We start from the raw sequence: 16,963 nt of genomic DNA, 5'->3' as shown, positions 1-16,963 counted from the left end.
ACTGCGACGACGTCCTGTGGGTCGACATTCTTAGGACGGCTCGACAGGGAGCGCCAGAGTCCCCGCCGCGACGTCGCCACTACCTCGCCTCGTAGACCCCGGGACCTCGCCGGAGCGGTGCGCGGGCCCCCAGTGCGCACAGAGCGGCGGAAGGAATAACTGTCACGACGTCAGAAGCCTTGCCCCTGCGGGCAGTGGGCGGGCGGGCGAGGCGGGCGGAATGCCGGTACGCACGACGGGCGCCACATCCGGCCCAAGACGGACAAATCATTAGATGTCCGCCACGTCATATCTACTAAGCATCCCGGGTAATTGGCGAAGCCTTGTGACCGACGTCATAAAATGCGGGCTTACGTTTCTTTCACACCCCCGGCCCCGGGCCGTCCCCACGGACGCGCAGCGGCGGCTCGCGGCTCCGGCCGCCCGTGCCGGACTCGGCGCCGCCTGGAGGTCACCGCTGCGGCGGCGAACTGATCGGCCGGTGTGCTCGTCCTGTACAGGTGGGAGAATGAAGCCACGCAGGGCGGACCACAGCACGGGAGAAGGATGTGACGGCCACACCGGCGGCACCGGAGACACCGGCGACACCAGGACGGCCGCACGCGCCGCACGCGCCGCACGCGCCGCATCAGCGGCCGTCTCCGCCGCCTCGGCGCCGACCCGGGTCCCCGGCCCCCACCTCCCCGGCGCCCTCCTCCACCGTCCCCGCCCCGGCCCCCTCCGCCGCGCGTGACGCGCTCGTACTGCTCGCCCTGCCGCTGCTCGCCGCGCTCGCGCTGCCCGGCGCCTTCGCCGGCGGCGGCACCCGGCGCTGGTTCGGCGGGCGGGCCGAGAGCCAGCGGGCCGAGGCGCAGGCGGCCAAGGACGCCGCGGCAGCCGCGTTCTACGAACTGGACACCGCCCAGCGGGACCTGCGGATCTCGCTGGAGACGATCAAAGCCGTCGACGACTCCCCCGCCGCCCGGCGCGCGGTCGCCGACTTCGAGGCGCTCGGCCGGCGCATCGACGACGTGAGCGGGCGCTACATCGAGGCGGTGGACGCGCAGGACCTCGACCGGGACGACCTGGACGCCTCGGCCGCCGCCCGCGCGCGCTCCGGCCTGACCGCGGCCAAGGACGAACTGGAGAACGTCCGGCGGGAGCTGGATCGTTTCAGCGGCTCGCTGGCGCCGCTGCTGAACAAGGCCGAGACCCAGTTGGCCCGGCTGGCCCCCGCCGTCGAGCGCGCCCGGCAGGCCCTGCTGGGCGCGGGCAACGCACTGGACGCGGTGCGCGAGACGGGCCTGCGGGCGGACGACCTGGCCGCCCGGCTCGCCGCGCTCGCCCCCGACCTGACCCTGCTGAACCAGGGCGCCGGACAGCACGGGGCGCAGCAGACGCTGGAGCGCGCCGAGCGGGTGGCGCGGGACGCGGCGGCGATCCGGGCGGAGGCCGAACGGCTGCCGGAGAAGGCCGCCGAGATCGACCACCGGCTGGTGTCGCTGCGCACCCGGGCGCAGGCGCTGACCACGCGGGCCGGGCAGGTGGAGCCGGTGCTGAGCGAGCTGCGGAGGCGGTTCGCCGCCGCCTGCTGGCAGGATCTCCAGCACGTCCCGGAGCAGGCGGCGCGGGACGTGGCGCAGGCGGAGCGGAAGCTGACGGACGCGCAGGCGGCCCGGCGGGAGCAGCGCTGGCCGGACACGACGGCGCTGCTGTCCACGGTGCGGGCGCTGCTGAACGCCGTCGACGAGGCGGTGTCCACCGCCGGGGACCGGCTGGCGCGGCTGAACGCGGTGCAGAAGGACCCGCACGCGGAGATCGAGCGGACCAGGTTCGCGGTCCGCGACGCGCAGCGGCTGGCGATGACGGGCCGTACGACGCCGGATCCGCGGCACGCCGGTCCGCTGGACGAGTGCGTGGCCCGGCTGGAGCGGGCGGTGGCCGGCCTGGAGGGCCGCCATCCCGACTACTGGCGCTTCCTGTCCGAGACCGAGGCGGTCCGGGGCGCGGCGGCCGGGGCAGTCGCGCGGATCCGCGAGGAGCGGGGCGGCGCCGGGCACTGAGGGCCCCGGGCGCCCCGCCCCCGCGGACGGCGGCTCAGGTGCGGTAGGCGAAGTAGTTCGCCGTCGGGTAGGAGGCGATGAGGCTCGCCACCGACCGGTTGTAGGTGTTCGTCGAGTGGTACGACACGTACGGCACGCCCTGCGGGCTGCGGTAGGTGACGATCATCGAGTGGTCCTTGGACCCGTCCCGGTTGAAGTCCATCTGGAGCACGTCGCCGACGTCCAACTGGTAGACGTACGGCAGGCTGGTGACCCGCTTGGAGGACAGGGCGAACCAGGAGAACTCGTTGACGCCGACGAACGAGTCGGACTGGATCTCGGAGTTGCCGAACCACTTGTGGAAGTCGTCCGTGTAGCCCGGGACGTGCTTCCAGCCGCCGGCCTTCAGGGTCTGGCTGACGAAGTTGGTGCAGTCGCCGCCCGCGCCCTCCCCGTTGAAGTCCGGGTAGTCCGGGTTGTACTTGCTCCAGTACTTGGCCGCGTACGCCGCCATCGCCTTGTAGTCGTAGGCGCCGGAGGTGAGGTTCTTCGTCTTGGCCGGCGCGTTGCGCGCGGTCGAGGACTTGGCCGCCTCGGGCGGGCCGTCGTCGGCCGGGGTGTCGGGCCGGACCGACGGGGCGGCGACCTGGTTGACGGCGACTCCGTCGTCGGTGTCGCGGACGCCGGTGAGCTGCCAGTCGCCCTGCTGGTCGGCCTTGAAGGACAGCTCGTGGTGGGCCTGGAAGCCGGTGGTCTTCGGCTCGTTGCCGCGGACCTTCTCGTACGTCAGGGTCGTGCTCTCGGTGACGGCGACCTTGGCGTGGTGGCCGTTGACCTGTGTGGCGTCCAGGGTGACGGTGGTGCTGCCGGCGCTGTACTTCTCGCCGAGCTGCGCCAACTTGGACTTGCGGCCGCGCAGTTGCGACAGCGCCGAGTCCTCGGTGTGCGTCTGCGTGCCGGACATGCGGACCTTGCCGGAGAAGCGGGCGGTCAGCCGGTGTCCCCCGGGCCTGCCCTGCCCCTCGCTGCCGCCGCCGTCCACCAGGGCCTGGGTGCGGTCGGTGAACACCGCGTCGGCCAGCTTCTGGAAGGTGGCCTTGGTCGCCGCGTCCACCGTCGGGTCGTTGGTGACCGCGGCGCCGGCGCTCCAGTTGGGCACCAGGGCCACACCGGCGACCACCGAGGCGGCCGCGGCCGTGACTATGGCGGCACGGCTCCGCTTACGGCTCAGTTTTCTCGATTTCAATGATGTTCCCCTCTACGCCGGTACACCTACCGGTGGGCCGCATCTTCGCACGGGGCCCAGGGCGGCTGTGAAGGGGGTGTGCACAAGTGGAACAAAGGTATTACAGAGGTCAGTTGACGACAGTGGACCAGTCCGGGGACTGCGCCGGGTCCAGACCGCGCAGCCGCTGGAGCGTCTCGGGCTTCTGCACGTCCAGCCAGTCCGCCAGTTCCTTGAAGGACACGCACTTGACGCCCGGTTTGACGCAGACGGTCTTGACCACCTGGTCGATGGCCTTCATGTAGATGCCGCCGTTCCAGTCCTCGAAGTGGTTGCCGATGAACATCGGTGCGCGGCTGCCGTAGTAGACGCGGTTGAATCCGGCCAGGTAGGAGTCGACGGTCTGCTTCTGCCACCCGGCGTACTTGGCGGGGTCGCCCTTGGTCTCGCCGTTGGACTGGTTGTAGAGGAAGTTGAAGTCCATGGACAGTCCCTGGAACTTGCCGTCCTCGTAGGGGAGCATCTGGAGCGGGAAGTCCCAGACGCCGTCCTTCTTCGCCGGCCAGATCTGGAAGTCGCCGGGCGAGGAGGCGTCGTAGCGCCAGCCGTAGCTCTTGAGGGCCTTCAGCAGGTTGGGCTGGCCCTCCAGGCAGGGCGCCCGGCCGCCGGTCACCTCCTTCCTGAAGTCGAACGGCAGCGGCGGCACGTCGGTGAAGCCGGTGTTGGTCTTCCACTTCTCGACGAAGTCGTAGAACTGGTCGATCTCGCTCTTCCACTCCTCCACGCTCCAGTCGCCGCCGCCCTTGGCGCCGCAGAAGTGGCCGTTGAAGTGGGTGCCGATGTCGTCGCCCTGCTGGTAGGCCAGGCGCAGTTGCTCCAGGGTCTGGCGTATGTGGTCGTCGGTGGCGTAGTCGATGGCGGCGGCGCCGGGAGCGTGCATCGGCGGGTGGTAGAGGGTCTTCTTCGCCTTGGGCAGCAGGTAGATGCCGGTCAGGAAGAACGTCATGTGGGCGTCGTACTCCCGGGCCATCTCCCGGTAGTGCGAGAACAGGCGGTCGCTGCCCTGGAGCGCGCCGTCCCAGGAGAAGACCACGAACTGCGGCGGCTTCTCGCCCGGTTTGAGCGGCACGGGCTTCAGCGTGTTCTTCTGCGGGCCGGTGTAGGAGGTGGAGCCGTCGCCGAGCACGTGGACCTTGCCGTCCCACGGGGGCTCCTTGCCGGGGCCGCCCGCGGCGGAGTCGCCCTTGGCGCCGGCGGACGCGGTCGGCGCGGTGGAGTCGGGGCGGGTCAGCGCCAGGAAGCCCGCGACGACGGAGGCGACGACCAGCAGCGCCGCCAGGGTGATGAAGTGCGGGCGGGCGGGGCGCGGCTCGGGGGCCTTGCGGCGGCGGCCGGTGGTCGACTTCATGGGCGGCTCACTCTGCGGGTGTCTGCGGTCGTCGTGCGCAGTCTGCGGGACGTTGCTGTGCGGGGCGGTCGGGGCCGGCGGCTCGCGCCGCCCCGGGGTCAGCCGAGCGGCGCCATGGCGCCGTCCCATATGGAGTACGCGACACGGTGGCCGGATGTTCCTGCGAGCCCCTTCAACGGCAGCGGTTCGAGGCTTTTGCCCAGGTCCATCCGGTATACGACGACGGCCGTGGACACCGACCGGGCGGTGCCGGCGAACCAGGAGGCGGTGTCGTCCTCGGTGTCGCCCTCCTTGCCCGCCACGAGGGCCGCGGCGGGCGCCGCGCCGGGGTGCTCGGTGCGGAAGGCGTCCCCGAGCGCGTCGGTGACCTGCTGGGCCGTCTCGGCGCTGACCGCCCGCCGGGCGGGGTGGGCGTCCAGGCGCACGGCGGTCCCGTTGCGGGTGATCCGCCGCACCGAGTACGGCTCGGTGTGCAGGCCCTGGGCGGCGAAGGTGGCGTAGCCGTTCGCCATCCGGATCGCGCTCGGCCGGGAGCTGCCCAGGGACAGCGCGGGCACCTGCGGGCCCATGCTGGAGGGCAGCAGCCCGGCCGCCTCGGCGGTCCGCGTCACCTTGTCCAGACCGGTGTCCACGCCGAGCTGCATGAACGGCGTGTTCACCGACCGGGCGAGCGCCCGGCGCAGGCTGATCGGGCCGTAGGACCGGCCGCCGTCGTTGCGGGCGGCGACCTTGCGGCCGCTGCGGTCCCAGTAGGGGCCCTCGGGGGTGGTGACGGGCACCGCGTCGTCGCCGTTGTAGACGGTGTCCGGGGTGACCGGCCGGCGCGGCTCGTCGCGGTGCTTGACCACGCCGTTCTGGAGTCCGGCCGCGTACACGAACGGCTGGAAGGCCGAACCGGCGGGCACGGTGGAGGCGTTGGACTCGTTGTAGCCCTGCGTGCGGTGGTCGGGGCCGCCGTAGACGGCGAGGATCCGGCCGTCGGAGGCCACCGAGGCGGCCCCGTAGTGGGCGGTCTTCGCCGCCTCGGCGCCGGCCGCCCGCGCGTCCTTGCGGGCGCGGGAGACGGCGGCGGTGAGCGTCGACTCCCGTGTGCGGTCGAAGGTGGTGTAGATCTGGTAGCCGCCGAGGTCGAACTCCTTGTCGGAGATGTGCCCGGACTTCTTGGCGTACTGGGTGGCCAGCTCCACCAGGTAGTCGCTCTGCTGGCCGGTGTCGTAGAGCGGGTTGCGCTTGAGCGGCTCGGGGAACGTGCGGTACTTGGCGCGCTCGGCCGGCGACAGCTTGCCGATCTTGACCATGCGGTCGAGGATCCAGGTCCAGCGCTCCACGGCGCGGTCGTGGTTCTTCGGGTTCAGCGTCGGGTCGTACAGGCCGGCGCCCTTGAGCAGGGAGGCGAGGAAGGCGGCCTGGCCGACGTCGAGTTCGCTGACGTCCTTGCCGAAGTACGCCTGGGCGGCGCGCTGGATGCCGTACGTGCCGCGGCCGAACCAGCTCGTGTTCAGGTAGCCCTCCAGGATCTTGTCCTTGCTCATCTTGTCGTCGAGCTTGAGGGCGATCATCGCCTCGGTGAACTTGCGGCCGAGGTTCTGGTTCTGGTTGAGGTAGACGTTCTTGACGTATTGCTGGGTGATGGTGGAGCCGCCCTCGGTGTCGCCCTGGCCGACCGTGCGGTACAGGGCGCGGGTGATGCCCTTGAGGGAGATGCCGGGGTCGGTGTAGAAGCTCTCGTTCTCGGCGGCGAGCACCGCCCAGCGGACGTCCTCGGGGATGTCCTTCAGCGGCATCGCCTGCCGCTGCACCCAGCCGGTACGGGCCATCGGAGTGCCGTCCGACCAGAAGTAGACGTTGTCCTGCTGGGTGGCGTAGCTGTTCAGGTTGTCCGGCACGTCCGTAGCGGCGTAGGCGACGGCCAGGAACAGGCCGGTCAGGCCGACGGAGGCGAAGGCGGCGCCGATCCACTGCCGCCACGAGGGCAGCCAGCGGCGCCAGCCGGTGCGGTCGGGGTGCGGGTAGACCGGCCGCAGCTTCTCGGCGTAGGGCGCGAGGACGGCGAGGACCGGGGCGAGGCGGCGCCCGGCGTCCGCGGCGAGCCGGGCGAGCGCGGGCGGCGGGGCGAGCGCCGAGCGGCGCGGCTTGCGGCGCGCGGCGCGCAGTTCGGCCCGGCCGCCGGGGGTGCGCTCGGGGGCGTCGGGGGTGCGCTGGCGGACGATGCGCAACTGCATGGTCTCGTGCGGCTGCGGGGCGCCGGCCGAGGGCGCGGCGCCGTCGGGGCGCTCGGTGCGCTCGGCGGCGTCGCCCGCTCGCTCGGCCGCGGCCTGCTCCCTGCGCAGGGAGTCGACCTTGAGCTGCATGGTCTCGTCGGGAGCGGGCCGTGCGGCGGCGTCCGGGCGCCCGGCGCGATCCGCTCGCTCGGCGCGGTCTGATCGTTCGGTGCGGTCTGGGCGCTGGGCGCGGTCCGCTCGCTTGGCGCGGTCTGATCGTCCGGCGCGGTCTGGGCGCTCGGCGCCGCCCGATCGCTCGGCGGCGTCCGGCCGTTCAGCGCTGTTCGCTCGCTCGGCCGCGGCCTGGTGCCTGCGCAGAGGGTCGACTTTGAGCTGCATGGTCTCGTCGGGAGCAAGCCGTGCGGCGCGGTCCTCAGAGCGCCCGGCGTCCTCCCTAGGGCGCCCGGCACCCTCGACGAAGCGCCTGGCGCCCTCACTAGAGCGTCCGACATCCTCACGGGAGCGCCCAGCGCCCTCGCCAGAGCGTCCGGCATCCCCACTAGAGCGCCCAGCACCCTCCCCAGGGCTTCCAGCGCCCTCACGGGAGCGTCCGGCGCCTTCGACGTAGCGTCCGACGCCCTCCCTTGAGGGTCCAGCGCCCTCACCGGAGCGTCCGGCATCCCCACGGAAGCGCCCGGCGCCCTCGCCAGAGCGTCCGGCATCCCCACTAGAGCGCCCAGCACCCTCCCTTGAGGATCCAGCGCCCTCACGGGAGCGCTCGGCGGCCTCCCTTGCGCGTCCGGCGTCCTCGCCGGCGCGTCCCGCGCGCAGGGCCTCGACGTTCAGCAGCATCGTCTCGTCCGCCCGCGGCGGCGCGGCGCCCTGCGGCAGGGCGCGGCCGCTCCCGGACTCGCGCCCTTCCTCGGGAAGGCCCTCCCCCTGCCCTGCCTCGGTCACGACTGCGTCTCCCTCCGCACTCCGTGGTGCTCGCGCGGGTCGACACAGGCGCCGCCCACGCGGCCGCCAGCCCCCTCATTCCCGGCCGCCTCGCGGCTCTCGCGGCCATACAAAATTATCAGCCGTCTTTTCAAAACCTCCGCGCGAGTTCGGGACAGATACGTGTGCACGTGTAAGTCATCGCCCCCGCCCGCCGTCCCGCCGGTTAATCTGAGCCCATGCCTCGCTACGAATACCGCTGCCGGAGCTGCGGCGACACCTTCGAACTGAGCCGCCCCATGGCCGAGTCCGGCGCCCCCGCGACCTGCCCCGCCGGACACGGCGACACCGTCAAGCTGCTGTCCACGGTCGCGGTGGGCGGCTCGGCCGCGTCCTCCGCGTCGGCCGCGCCCGCCGCCGGCGGCCAGGGCGGCGGGTGCTGCGGCGGCGGCTGCTGCGGCTGACGCTCCGCGCGGCACGCGGTCCTACCGGGGCGCCCGGGAGGACCGCGTGAACTCCCGGAGGATCCGCTCCCCCGCGAGCACCCCGCGCTCGGGCAGCGGGCAGACGCCCGGCGCCGTCCAGTCCGCGTCGGCCAGTTCGCCGTGGCCGGGCCGCCAGCCGCGGTCTGCCGCCAGCAGCAGATCGGCGTCCAGCAGCGAGTCGCCCGCCCCGAGCACCAGGTCGGCGCCGGTGCGGCGGACGACCTCGCGCACCGCGGCGCTCTTGGTGAGCGGCTTCGGCACGGCGTACAGCTTCCGGCCCTGCACGGAGACGGTCCAGCCGCGGCCCTCCGCCCAGGCGGCCAGCTCCTTCACCCACTCCTGCGGGAGCAGTTCGCGCTCCACGACGAGGTAGGCGAACAGGTCCTCGGCGACCCGCTCCTTGCGCAGCCACAGCGGGTCCGCGGTGCGCAGCAGGTGCTCCCGCACCTCGGCCAGCGGAGCGCACTCCCCGGCCAGCCGCTCGGTCACCCGCCGGTGCCAGTCGCCGTCCGAGACGCCGTCCACCAGCAGATGGCCGCCGTTGGCGCAGATCGCGTACACCGGCTGCGGGCCCGGCAGGCTGATGCGCTGGTACTGCTTGCGGGTGCGGGTCGTGACCGGCACGAACACCGCCGAGTCGGCCAGCTCGGTCAGCAGCCGGGCCGCCGTCTCGGTCATGTACGACAGCGGCCGGCTCTCGTGCACCTCCACGCACAGCAGCCGCGGCGCCCGCGCGTCGGGCATGGTCAGGTCCAGGGCGGCGGAGGAGTAGATGAGGGTCCGGTCCAGGTCGCTCGCCGCCAGCACCGGCATCAGGCGCGCACCGCCCGGCCGTCGGCGCCGGTGGCGCCCCGCGTGAACCGCGGGTGGATCAACCCCACGCAGGTGTAGGGCAGTTCGCCGACCTCCTCGACGGGCACGCCGCGCTGCTCGGCGAGCAGGCGGACGTGGTCGAGATCGGCGCCCGCGCCCGCTCGGGCCAGGATCTTCCAGGGCACCCGGCGCAGCAGCACCCGGGTGGTCTCACCGACGCCCGGCTTGACCAGGTTCACGTCGTGGATGCCGTACTCCTCGCTGATCCGCTCCACGGCCCGCCAGCCCTCCCAGGTGGGGGTGCGGTCCTGGGCCATCAGCTCCTTGACGGCCGCGTCGACGGCGTCGGAGACCTCCGGGAAGCGGGCGCCGACGCCGTCCAGGAAGGCGGCGGAGAGGTCGGCGCCGGCGAGTTCGCGGTAGAACTTGGCGCCGTGGAAGTCGTCCGGGCCGACCAGGTCCGCGCGCAGGACCGTACGCGAGATCAGGCCGGAGACCGTGGAGTTGAGGCAGGCGGACGGGATGAGGAAGTCCTCGCGGGTGCCGTAGGTGCGCACGCAGGCGCCCGGGTCGGCGAGCACGGCGATCTCCGGGTCGAAGCCGGTGACGCCCTCCCGCGCCGCGAACTCCTCGACCGCCTGGGCGAGTTCCCGGGCGATGGCGCCCTTGCCGGTCCAGCCGTCGACGAAGACGACGTCCCGCGGGTCGTGGCGGGCGGCCAGCCAGCGCAGCGCGTTGGCGTCGATGCCCCGCCCGCGGACGATGGAGACGGCGTAGTGGGGCAGGTCCAGGCCGTGCCGGAAACGGGCCCAGCGGCGCATCAGCACGCCGACCGGAGTGCCCGCACGGGCGAGCGAGACCAGCACCGGGCGCGGGGACCGCTCGGCGAGGACGGTCTCGGTCACCACGCCGACCGCCTGCGCGATCCGGGCGGCCGAGGCGGCGAGGGCCGCGTGGAACAGCTCCTGGTACCGCTCGCTGGGCTGGTACTCCACCGGCAGCGACTCGGCGTAGTGGGCCCCGCCGCTCTGGATGGCCTCCTCCCGCTCCTCGACGGGCGCCTCCAGGGTGACGTCCGAGAGGTCCTGGAGCAGCCAGCCGACGTCCTCGGGCGGGTAGGAGGAGAAGGCGGGGCCGCGGAGCGGCTCGGGCAGCATGGGGGCTCCTTCCCCGGAGGACGCCGGGACGTACGACGGCACGACCGCGAGCAGGACGTGCGGGATGTGCGCGGCGAGCCGGGCGAGCAGGCCGTCGGGGGCGTGCAGCGCGGGGGTGTCGGCGGCCGAGTCGACGACGGCGACGACGGCGTCGAAGCCGCCGCCCGCCACGTTGTAGGCGTAGCGCGGGCCCGGCCCGTCGGCCGGGTCGTCGTGCGCGGGGAAGTCCAGCCGGGTGCGGACGGCGTACCCGGGGTCGTCCACGGCGAGCACGGGCGAGCGGGTGGTGGTCGAGGAGCGCACCTCGGCGTCCGTCGACCGCTCCAGCTCCACGGCCAGCCGCAGCGGCGCGTACATCAACTCCTCGCAGCCGAGCACCAGGACCCGCCGGGCGCCCGGGGGCAGGGACGCGGCGACCCGCGCGGCCATCGCGGGCAACGCCCGCTCCAGCCGCCGACGGTGCGCGGGCGTGAACCCGTGCCGCCCCCCGTCGGGAAGGCCCACGGGCCAGCCCAGCTCGACCCGGCCGACCCCGCCGACCAGCCCGACTCGATCGCGAACCCGCTGACCGGGCAGGACGGCGGGCGCCGGGCGATCGGGCCGCCCGACGTCGGCCGCCGGGCGGTCGGCCTCCCCGACCGCGCAGGCGGACCCCGGGCCGTCGGCTCGCAGGGGCCCGGCGGGCTGCGGGCCCTCGGCCCGCTCAGCCGCCGCGACGGGTCCCGGGCGGTCGGCATGCTCGGGCGCTGCTCCCGTGCCGCCGGCCTCCCCGGGCGCCGCGACGGGTCCCGGGCCGTCGCTCTGGTCGGGCGCGTTCGTCCGGTCGTGGCGGGCGACCAGGTCGCGTCCCCGCTCCAGGACGTCCGCCGGGAGCCGTAGCGTGCCGGCGGCGGTGGCGATCAGGTCCACGCGGGCGCCGGTCTCGCGGGCGAAGTCGTCCAGGCGGGCGGCGTCCGCCGGGGAGCGCATGTCGACCAGGGCGACCACGACGTACCGCCGGCGCGGGCTGCGGGCGTGCAGGTCGCGCAGGGTGTTGAGCACGGTGTTGCCGGTGGAGAACTCGTCGTCGACCAGCACCAGCGGGCCGTCCGAGGCGAGCAGGGCCGGGTCCTCGGGGAGCAGCAGGTGCGAGGTGGCGTGCGAGTGGGCCTCCTCGAAGCCGCCCGCCGGGGTCGTGCCGGGCACCGGGCGGCGCGTGGAGTGCAGGTAGGGGGCGGCGCCCAGGCCGTCGGCGACCGCGTGGCCGAGGCCCGTCGCGGTCTCGGCGTAGCCCACGACGACGGCCGCGGCCGCCTCCCGCTCGCCCAGCAGCTCCCGCACCCGGCGGCCCAGTGCGGTCCCGTGCCCGTACACCACCGACGGCGACTGCGGCACGTGCTTGCCGAGCACGGTGGACACGAGCAGGTGGGCCCGCTTGGGGTTGCGGCGCAGCGCGAGCCCCAGCAGCTCCGTCAGCTCGTCGCCGCCGCGCAGCTCGACGCCGAGCCGCTCGGCGACCCAGGCGCCGGACCAGACGCCGTCGTTGACTGCCGTGTTCAATGCGTTCCTTGGTTTCCTCGGGGGCGGATGTGCGGGTGCGGGGGTCGGAGGGGGGCGTGCGGAGGCGGGTGGGGCGCGCGGGGCCGGTCAGCGGGGGATCGCGGCGGCCAGCAGGTCCACGAAGCCGACGTCCTCCCGGGCGACGCCGAAGATCTCGGCGCGCAGCAGGATGCGCTCGGCCCAGGCCCGGTGCGGCTTCACCTCGTTCATCTTGTTCGTGTACGCCGATCTGAGCACGCCGCCGCCGCAGCGCTCCGGGCGCAGGATGTCGGCGGCGTCGCTGAACTCCTCGTGGCTGACGACGGACAGCGCGTGCACCGGCATGACGTGGGAGGGGTGGATGCAGGTCTTGCCCAGCAGCCCGTTGGCCTGGTCGAGGGAGATCTCGCGCAGCAGGCCGTCCATCGCGTGCTCGATCAGCGCCGTGCGCAGCTCCGCCGCCTGCACCTCGAGGAACGGGCTCTGCCGCAACTGCGGCTTGAACATGCGCTCCGGCGCCCTGAAGTACTCCCAGACCGGTCCGGTGACCGTGAACCCGGTGCCGTCGGCCCGGCCCAGCATGTTCACCACGTCGGCGATCACGGAGGCGACGACCTGCACGTCGTAGGCGGTCATGTCGGGGGCGCGGCGCAGCCCGTAGGAGGAGCAGAAGTCGGTGACGCCCAGGCGCAGCGCCAGCACCCGGTCGCGGTGCTTGTCGACCGCGCGGTAGACGCCCTCCAGGGTCTCCACCCGCGACTCCCGGTACAGCAGCTCGGGCGACTCCAGGACGGGCATGGCGAACAGCCGCCGCCCGCTCGCCGCCTCGGCGGCCCGCAGCGCCTCCAGGAAGGGCAGGCCGCGCTCCGCGGTGAACTTCGGCAGCACGAAGCCGGACAGCGGCCCGACGGCGCCGCCCAGGCGCCGCACCAGGTCGGGGATCTGCTCGGGGGTGCGGACCCGGACGAACAGCAGGGGCAGCGGGGCGCCGGGGCGCCCGGCCAGCTCGGCGATCTGCCGGACCAGGTTCTCCTCGCCGTGCGGCACGTCGGCGTCGTCGATCGAGTCCTCCAGGCACAGCACCATCGAGACCACCCCGCGGGCGGCCTGCTTGACGATGTCGTCGGCCAGGGTCGGCCGGGTGGCCGGGCTGTAGAGGGTGGCGCCCAGCGCGGCGGAGAGCAGCCGCGCGGGCGAGTCGGCGGTGAACTCCGCCGGTCGCTGGTGGAAGAGGCGCTGGCGCACCTCCGGAGCGAGGTGCCCGAAATGACGCATGAAGCTCCCCCCGGGTGAAGCCGAGTGGCCCGTACGGATGGTCGACTGTCGAAGAAAGGTGGCCGGTAATAGTACGTACGCGTCCATGGCGGCAGTTCCCGCCGGGCATGAATTTCTGGTTACCGGTTCGAGCCCGGCCGGGAGCGGGCCGGACGGCCGGCGCCGGGCCGCAGGCCGCGTTGTCGTGAGCAGGACCGAGAAGGCAGGATGACCGCATGACGCACGCGATGACGAAGGGGTCGAACGTCCCGCTGGAGGCCGCCTCGGTACGGGCCGTGATGCGCTGGACGCCCGGTCAGGACACGCCGGACGTCGACGCCTCGGCGCTGCTGCTCGGCCCCGGCGGCCGGGTGCGCTCCGACGAGGACTTCGTCTTCTACAACCAGCCGCGGCACCCTTCGGGGAAGGTCTGGCGGCTCGGCAAGCGGCGGCTCGCGCAGGGCCTGACGGACACGATCCAGACGGACCTCACCGCGGTCGAGTCCGAGGTCGGCAGGATCCTGCTGGTCGCCTCGGCGGACGGCGTGGCCTTCGACCGGGTGCGCGAGCTGCGCGTCCTGCTGTACGACGCGGCGGTCGCCGACGGCGAGCCGCTGGCGTCCTTCGACGTCACGCCCGAGACCGGCCGGGAGACCGCGCTGATCTGCGGCGAGCTGTACCGGCGGGGCGAGGGGTGGAAGTTCCGGGCGCTGGGCGAGGGCTACTCCGACGGCCTGAAGGGGCTGGCGACCGACTTCGGCATCTCGGTGGACGAGACGGAGGAGGCCGACGGGACGGCGGAGGCCGCCTGGGGCGGGCGGACCGCCGCGGGCGCGACGACGGGCGCGGCGCAGCCGCTGCCGCCCGAGCAGCCCAACGGCTACCCGCGGCAGCAGACCTACGGATACCCGCCGCAGCCCGCAGCGGCGCCCGCCCTGACCCAGCCGGCCTACGGCTATCCGCAGCCCGTGCCCGCGGCCCCGGCCGAGGCGGCGGCCTCCTTCGCGGGCGAGCCGTCCGGGTACGGCTATCCGCAGCCGGTCACGGCCGCGCCGGACCCGGAGTTCCGGCTGCCGCCGCAGGGGCCGCAGTTCATAGGCCGCTGAACGGCCGACGGCGACGCGGCTACCGGTCGGCCTTGGTCTTGTAGCCGCGGCCCCATTGCAGTCCCCAGCCGTAGAGCCGGTCCAGCTCGGACTGGAAGCCGTAGACGAACTTGACCTCGCGGCGCACCGTCAGCTCGCCCTTGACGTTCTCTATCAGGACCACCGCGCAGGAGCGGGCCTGCGGGTGGCGCTCGTCGAGGCCGATCTCGATGCGCGGCCCGTTGCTGGGATAGAGCGTGACGATCGCGTGGGTGCGGTCGAAGGCCGGCGTCTGGTCGTAGATGTACACGAACACCAGCAGGCGCTTGATGTCGTCGCGGTGGTCGAGGTTGACGTAGAGCGTCTCACCGGACGCGGAGCCGAACCGGTCGTCTCCGCTGAGCTTGACGTACGGCGCCGCGTTGACGTCGCCCAGCAGGCCGCCGAGCGGCTGCACCACGCCCTTGGTGCCGTCGGCCAGCTCGTACAGGCAGCCCAGGTCGAGGTCGACGTTGACCATGGACTGGCTGTGGCCCTGCACCTCCGGCGGCCGGAACGCCCGGAAGGGGTGCCGCAGCAGGCTCTCCCGGGTGGCGCCGATCACGTCGGAGGTGCGCATCCGCCAGGTCAGGTTCACCCGCAGGTGCCCGGTGGCCGCGCCCTGCTTGGTCAGCGACACCTGGTGGTGCCGCTTGGTCAGCTCGATCGCGTTGGAGGCCGCGCTGCCCGAGTCGAAGTCGGCCGCCCGTCCGCCCAGCAGTCCGTCGAAGAACCCCATCTTCCGCCCCCAGACTCGACCCGCTCGCCGCCCCCGCGCTCATGCCGCGGGGCGGCCCGGGGACCCGGCGCCGGCCGTCGTGGCCGTCGCCGCCCCCGTGAGACCGCCCCGCAGGAAGCGTTCCTCGCTCAGGAGCCTGTCACACCCCGGACTGGACCTCGGTCCGCTCCCCCGAGCCCGCGGACGTGCCGTCCTCGGCCGCCAGCGCGCGGTTGCGGCGCACCGAGGAGTAGAAGGACAGGGCGATCAGGACCACGCCGACCAGGCCGGTGATCACCTCGTTGATCTCGTACTGGATGGTGACCATCAGGATCACGGCCAGGGCGCCGATCGCGTAGTGGGCGCCGTGCTCCAGGTAGACGTAGTCGTCGAGGGTGCCTTGGCGGACCAGGTAGACCGTGAGGGACCGGACGTACATGGCGCCGATGCCGAGGCCGAGGGCCATCAGGACGATGTCGTTGGTGATGGCGAAGGCGCCGATCACGCCGTCGAAGGAGAACGACGCGTCCAGGACCTCGAGGTAGAGGAACATGAAGAACGCGGCCTGCCCGGCCAGCACGACCGCCGAGCGCTTCTTGCCGGTGCGGGCGGCCGTTTCCTCCGCCTCGTGCTCGCGCTCCTCCTCCGCCTCCAGCCGGTCCTCGAAGAAGCCGGAGAGACCGCCGACGATCATGTACGTGATCAGACCGGCGACGCCGGCGATCAGGACCGTCTGCGCCTTGTCGGCGTGGGCGCCGCCGTGCTGGTGGGCGTGGGCGGCGAAGGTGAAGGAGGTGATCAGCAGGACGATCAGGGAGATGCAGACCGCCAGCATGTCGACCTTGCCGAGCTTGGCCAGCGGCCGCTCGATCCAGCGCAGCCACTGGATGTCCCGGTCCTCGAAGATGAAGTCGAGGAAGATCATCAGCAGGAACATGCCGCCGAAGGCGGCGATGGCCGGGTGGGCGTCGGTCACCAGTTGCTGGTAGCGGTCCTTGTCGTTGAACGCCAGGTCGACGGCGCGGACGGGGCCCATCTTGGCGGTGAGGGCGACGATGACGACGGGGAACACCAGCCGCATGCCGAAGACGGCGATCAGCACGCCGACCGTGAGGAAGATCTTCTGCCAGAAGGCGCTCATCTTCTTCAGGATCCCGGCGTTGACCACGGCGTTGTCGAACGACAGCGAGATCTCCAGCACGGCGAGGATCGCCACGATGCCGAAGGCGGTCCAGCCCCCGTAGAGGACCGCCGCGACCAGGCCGAGCGCGGTGATCGCGAACGACCAGCCGAAGGTTTTCAGAAGCACTGGCTACCCAATCCGTCTTGTACGGGTCCCCCCGCGCCGTCCCCGGCTTTACGAAACGTTGACTCCGAAGTCTAGAGCGATGCCGCGCAGTCCGGACGCGTACCCCTGCCCCACCGCGCGGAACTTCCATTCGCCCTGGTAGCGGTACAGCTCACCGAAGATCATGGCGGTCTCGGAGGAGGCGTCCTCGCTCAGGTCGTAGCGGGCCAGCTCCTGGCCGTCGGCCTGGTTGACGACGCGGATGAAGGCGTTGGAGACCTGGCCGAAGGTCTGGCCGCGCTCGTCGGCCAGGTGGATCGAGACGGGGAAGACGATCTTCTCGCACTGCGGCGGCACCTTGAGCAGGTCCACCAGGACCGACTCGTCGTCGCCCTCGCCCTCACCGGTGAGGTTGTCGCCGGTGTGCTCCACCGAGCCGTCCGGGCTGGTGAGCTGGTTGTAGAAGACGAACCACTCGTCGCCCAGGACGCGGTTGGCCGCGGAGCACAGCAGCGCGCTGGCGTCGAGGTCGAACGGCGCTCCGGTGGTGGAGCGCGCGTCCCAGCCGAGGCCCACCATGACGTTGGTCAGGTTGGGTGCGGCCTTGGACAGGGAGACGTTGCCCCCCTTGGCGAGCGTGACGCCCATGATGCTGGTCCTCCCCCTGAGGGTGCCGGTGTGGTTACTCCTGCGCGTCCGGCGCCGCGCGGAAACACGCGGCTTCGGCCTCCCCCTCGCCCGATCCGACGGCCACCGCCCAGGAGCAGGTCCTCACCGCCTACCGCGGCATGTGGGCCGAGCAGACGAAGATCTAC

The 16,963-nt window shown here is 72.9% G+C and carries 12 protein-coding genes; 3 read left to right on the top strand and 9 right to left on the bottom strand.

Annotated elements, in window-relative coordinates; translation table 11 throughout:
- Positions 1-743 precede the first annotated feature (743 nt).
- Positions 744-2,042: a hypothetical protein gene (locus ABZ861_RS24960; protein ID WP_361634314.1), complete on the top strand. Its 1,299-nt coding sequence runs from the start codon at positions 744-746 to the stop codon at positions 2,040-2,042.
- A 34-nt stretch (positions 2,043-2,076) separates the two neighbouring features.
- Here the strand turns inward: ABZ861_RS24960 and ABZ861_RS24955 are convergent, their stop codons facing one another.
- The 3 genes from ABZ861_RS24955 to ABZ861_RS24945 form a co-directional block, all read right to left on the bottom strand.
- On the bottom strand, positions 2,077-3,201 hold the full coding sequence (locus ABZ861_RS24955) for an amidase domain-containing protein (protein WP_361634311.1): 1,125 nt from the start codon (positions 3,199-3,201) through the stop codon (positions 2,077-2,079).
- Between the two features lie 175 nt (positions 3,202-3,376).
- Complete coding sequence (locus ABZ861_RS24950; protein ID WP_361633989.1) at positions 3,377-4,654, bottom strand: hypothetical protein; 1,278 nt, start codon at positions 4,652-4,654, stop codon at positions 3,377-3,379.
- A gap of 98 nt (positions 4,655-4,752) precedes the next feature.
- A complete protein-coding gene (locus ABZ861_RS24945; protein WP_361633986.1) occupies positions 4,753-7,254 on the bottom strand; it encodes a transglycosylase domain-containing protein in 2,502 nt (833 codons plus the stop codon).
- A 776-nt stretch (positions 7,255-8,030) separates the two neighbouring features.
- On the opposite strand from ABZ861_RS24945, the gene ABZ861_RS24940 reads away from it, so the two are divergent.
- Positions 8,031-8,255, top strand: a complete 225-nt coding sequence (locus ABZ861_RS24940; protein ID WP_361633983.1) for a zinc ribbon domain-containing protein — start codon at positions 8,031-8,033, stop codon at positions 8,253-8,255.
- A 21-nt stretch (positions 8,256-8,276) separates the two neighbouring features.
- Here the strand turns inward: ABZ861_RS24940 and ABZ861_RS24935 are convergent, their stop codons facing one another.
- The 3 genes from ABZ861_RS24935 to ABZ861_RS24925 form a co-directional block, all read right to left on the bottom strand.
- On the bottom strand, positions 8,277-9,089 hold the full coding sequence (locus ABZ861_RS24935; RefSeq protein WP_361633980.1) for an HAD family hydrolase: 813 nt from the start codon (positions 9,087-9,089) through the stop codon (positions 8,277-8,279).
- Positions 9,089-11,785 (bottom strand): phosphoribosyltransferase domain-containing protein, encoded by a 2,697-nt coding sequence (locus ABZ861_RS24930; protein ID WP_361633977.1) that lies wholly within the window; start codon positions 11,783-11,785, stop codon positions 9,089-9,091. Before ABZ861_RS24930 ends, ABZ861_RS24935 begins: the two co-directional genes overlap by 1 nt.
- An 87-nt stretch (positions 11,786-11,872) precedes the next feature.
- Positions 11,873-13,039 (bottom strand): HpcH/HpaI aldolase/citrate lyase family protein, encoded by a 1,167-nt coding sequence (locus ABZ861_RS24925; RefSeq protein WP_361633975.1) that lies wholly within the window; start codon positions 13,037-13,039, stop codon positions 11,873-11,875.
- A 215-nt stretch (positions 13,040-13,254) separates the two neighbouring features.
- Between ABZ861_RS24925 and ABZ861_RS24920 the strand changes: the two genes are divergently transcribed.
- Entirely contained in the window at positions 13,255-14,124 is an 870-nt protein-coding gene (locus tag ABZ861_RS24920; protein WP_361633972.1) for a TerD family protein, read from the top strand.
- Between the two features lie 19 nt (positions 14,125-14,143).
- Here the strand turns inward: ABZ861_RS24920 and ABZ861_RS24915 are convergent, their stop codons facing one another.
- From ABZ861_RS24915 to ABZ861_RS24905, 3 genes are all read right to left on the bottom strand, one after another.
- Positions 14,144-14,881: a Tellurium resistance gene (locus ABZ861_RS24915; RefSeq protein ID WP_361633969.1), complete on the bottom strand. Its 738-nt coding sequence runs from the start codon at positions 14,879-14,881 to the stop codon at positions 14,144-14,146.
- A 139-nt stretch (positions 14,882-15,020) separates the two neighbouring features.
- Positions 15,021-16,169 (bottom strand): DUF475 domain-containing protein, encoded by a 1,149-nt coding sequence (locus ABZ861_RS24910; RefSeq protein ID WP_361633966.1) that lies wholly within the window; start codon positions 16,167-16,169, stop codon positions 15,021-15,023.
- 48 nt (positions 16,170-16,217) lie between these two features.
- Positions 16,218-16,796, bottom strand: coding sequence for a TerD family protein (locus tag ABZ861_RS24905; RefSeq protein WP_361633963.1), 579 nt, complete (start codon positions 16,794-16,796; stop codon positions 16,218-16,220).
- Positions 16,797-16,963: the final 167 nt, after the last annotated feature.

Origin of the sequence: Streptomyces sp. NPDC046985, assembly GCF_040644415.1 — a bacterium.
Taxonomy (GTDB): Bacteria; Actinomycetota; Actinomycetes; order Streptomycetales; family Streptomycetaceae; genus Streptomyces.
Note: the sequence above shows the minus strand (reverse complement) of the source record. Positions and strands in the feature narration are given on the sequence as shown.

Excerpts from the sequence above, each read along its gene's own strand:
- ABZ861_RS24950 (WP_361633989.1), bottom strand. The coding sequence starts at position 4,654 with ATGAAGTCGACCACCGGCCGCCGCCGCAAGGCCCCCGAGCCGCGCCCC.
- ABZ861_RS24945 (WP_361633986.1), bottom strand. The coding sequence starts at position 7,254 with ATGCAGCTCAAAGTCGACCCTCTGCGCAGGCACCAGGCCGCGGCCGAG.
- ABZ861_RS24940 (WP_361633983.1), top strand. The coding sequence starts at position 8,031 with ATGCCTCGCTACGAATACCGCTGCCGGAGCTGCGGCGACACCTTCGAA.
- ABZ861_RS24935 (WP_361633980.1), bottom strand. The coding sequence starts at position 9,089 with ATGCCGGTGCTGGCGGCGAGCGACCTGGACCGGACCCTCATCTACTCC.
- ABZ861_RS24925 (WP_361633975.1), bottom strand. The coding sequence starts at position 13,039 with ATGCGTCATTTCGGGCACCTCGCTCCGGAGGTGCGCCAGCGCCTCTTC.
- ABZ861_RS24920 (WP_361633972.1), top strand. The coding sequence starts at position 13,255 with ATGACGCACGCGATGACGAAGGGGTCGAACGTCCCGCTGGAGGCCGCC.
- ABZ861_RS24915 (WP_361633969.1), bottom strand. The coding sequence starts at position 14,881 with ATGGGGTTCTTCGACGGACTGCTGGGCGGACGGGCGGCCGACTTCGAC.
- ABZ861_RS24905 (WP_361633963.1), bottom strand. The coding sequence starts at position 16,796 with ATGGGCGTCACGCTCGCCAAGGGGGGCAACGTCTCCCTGTCCAAGGCC.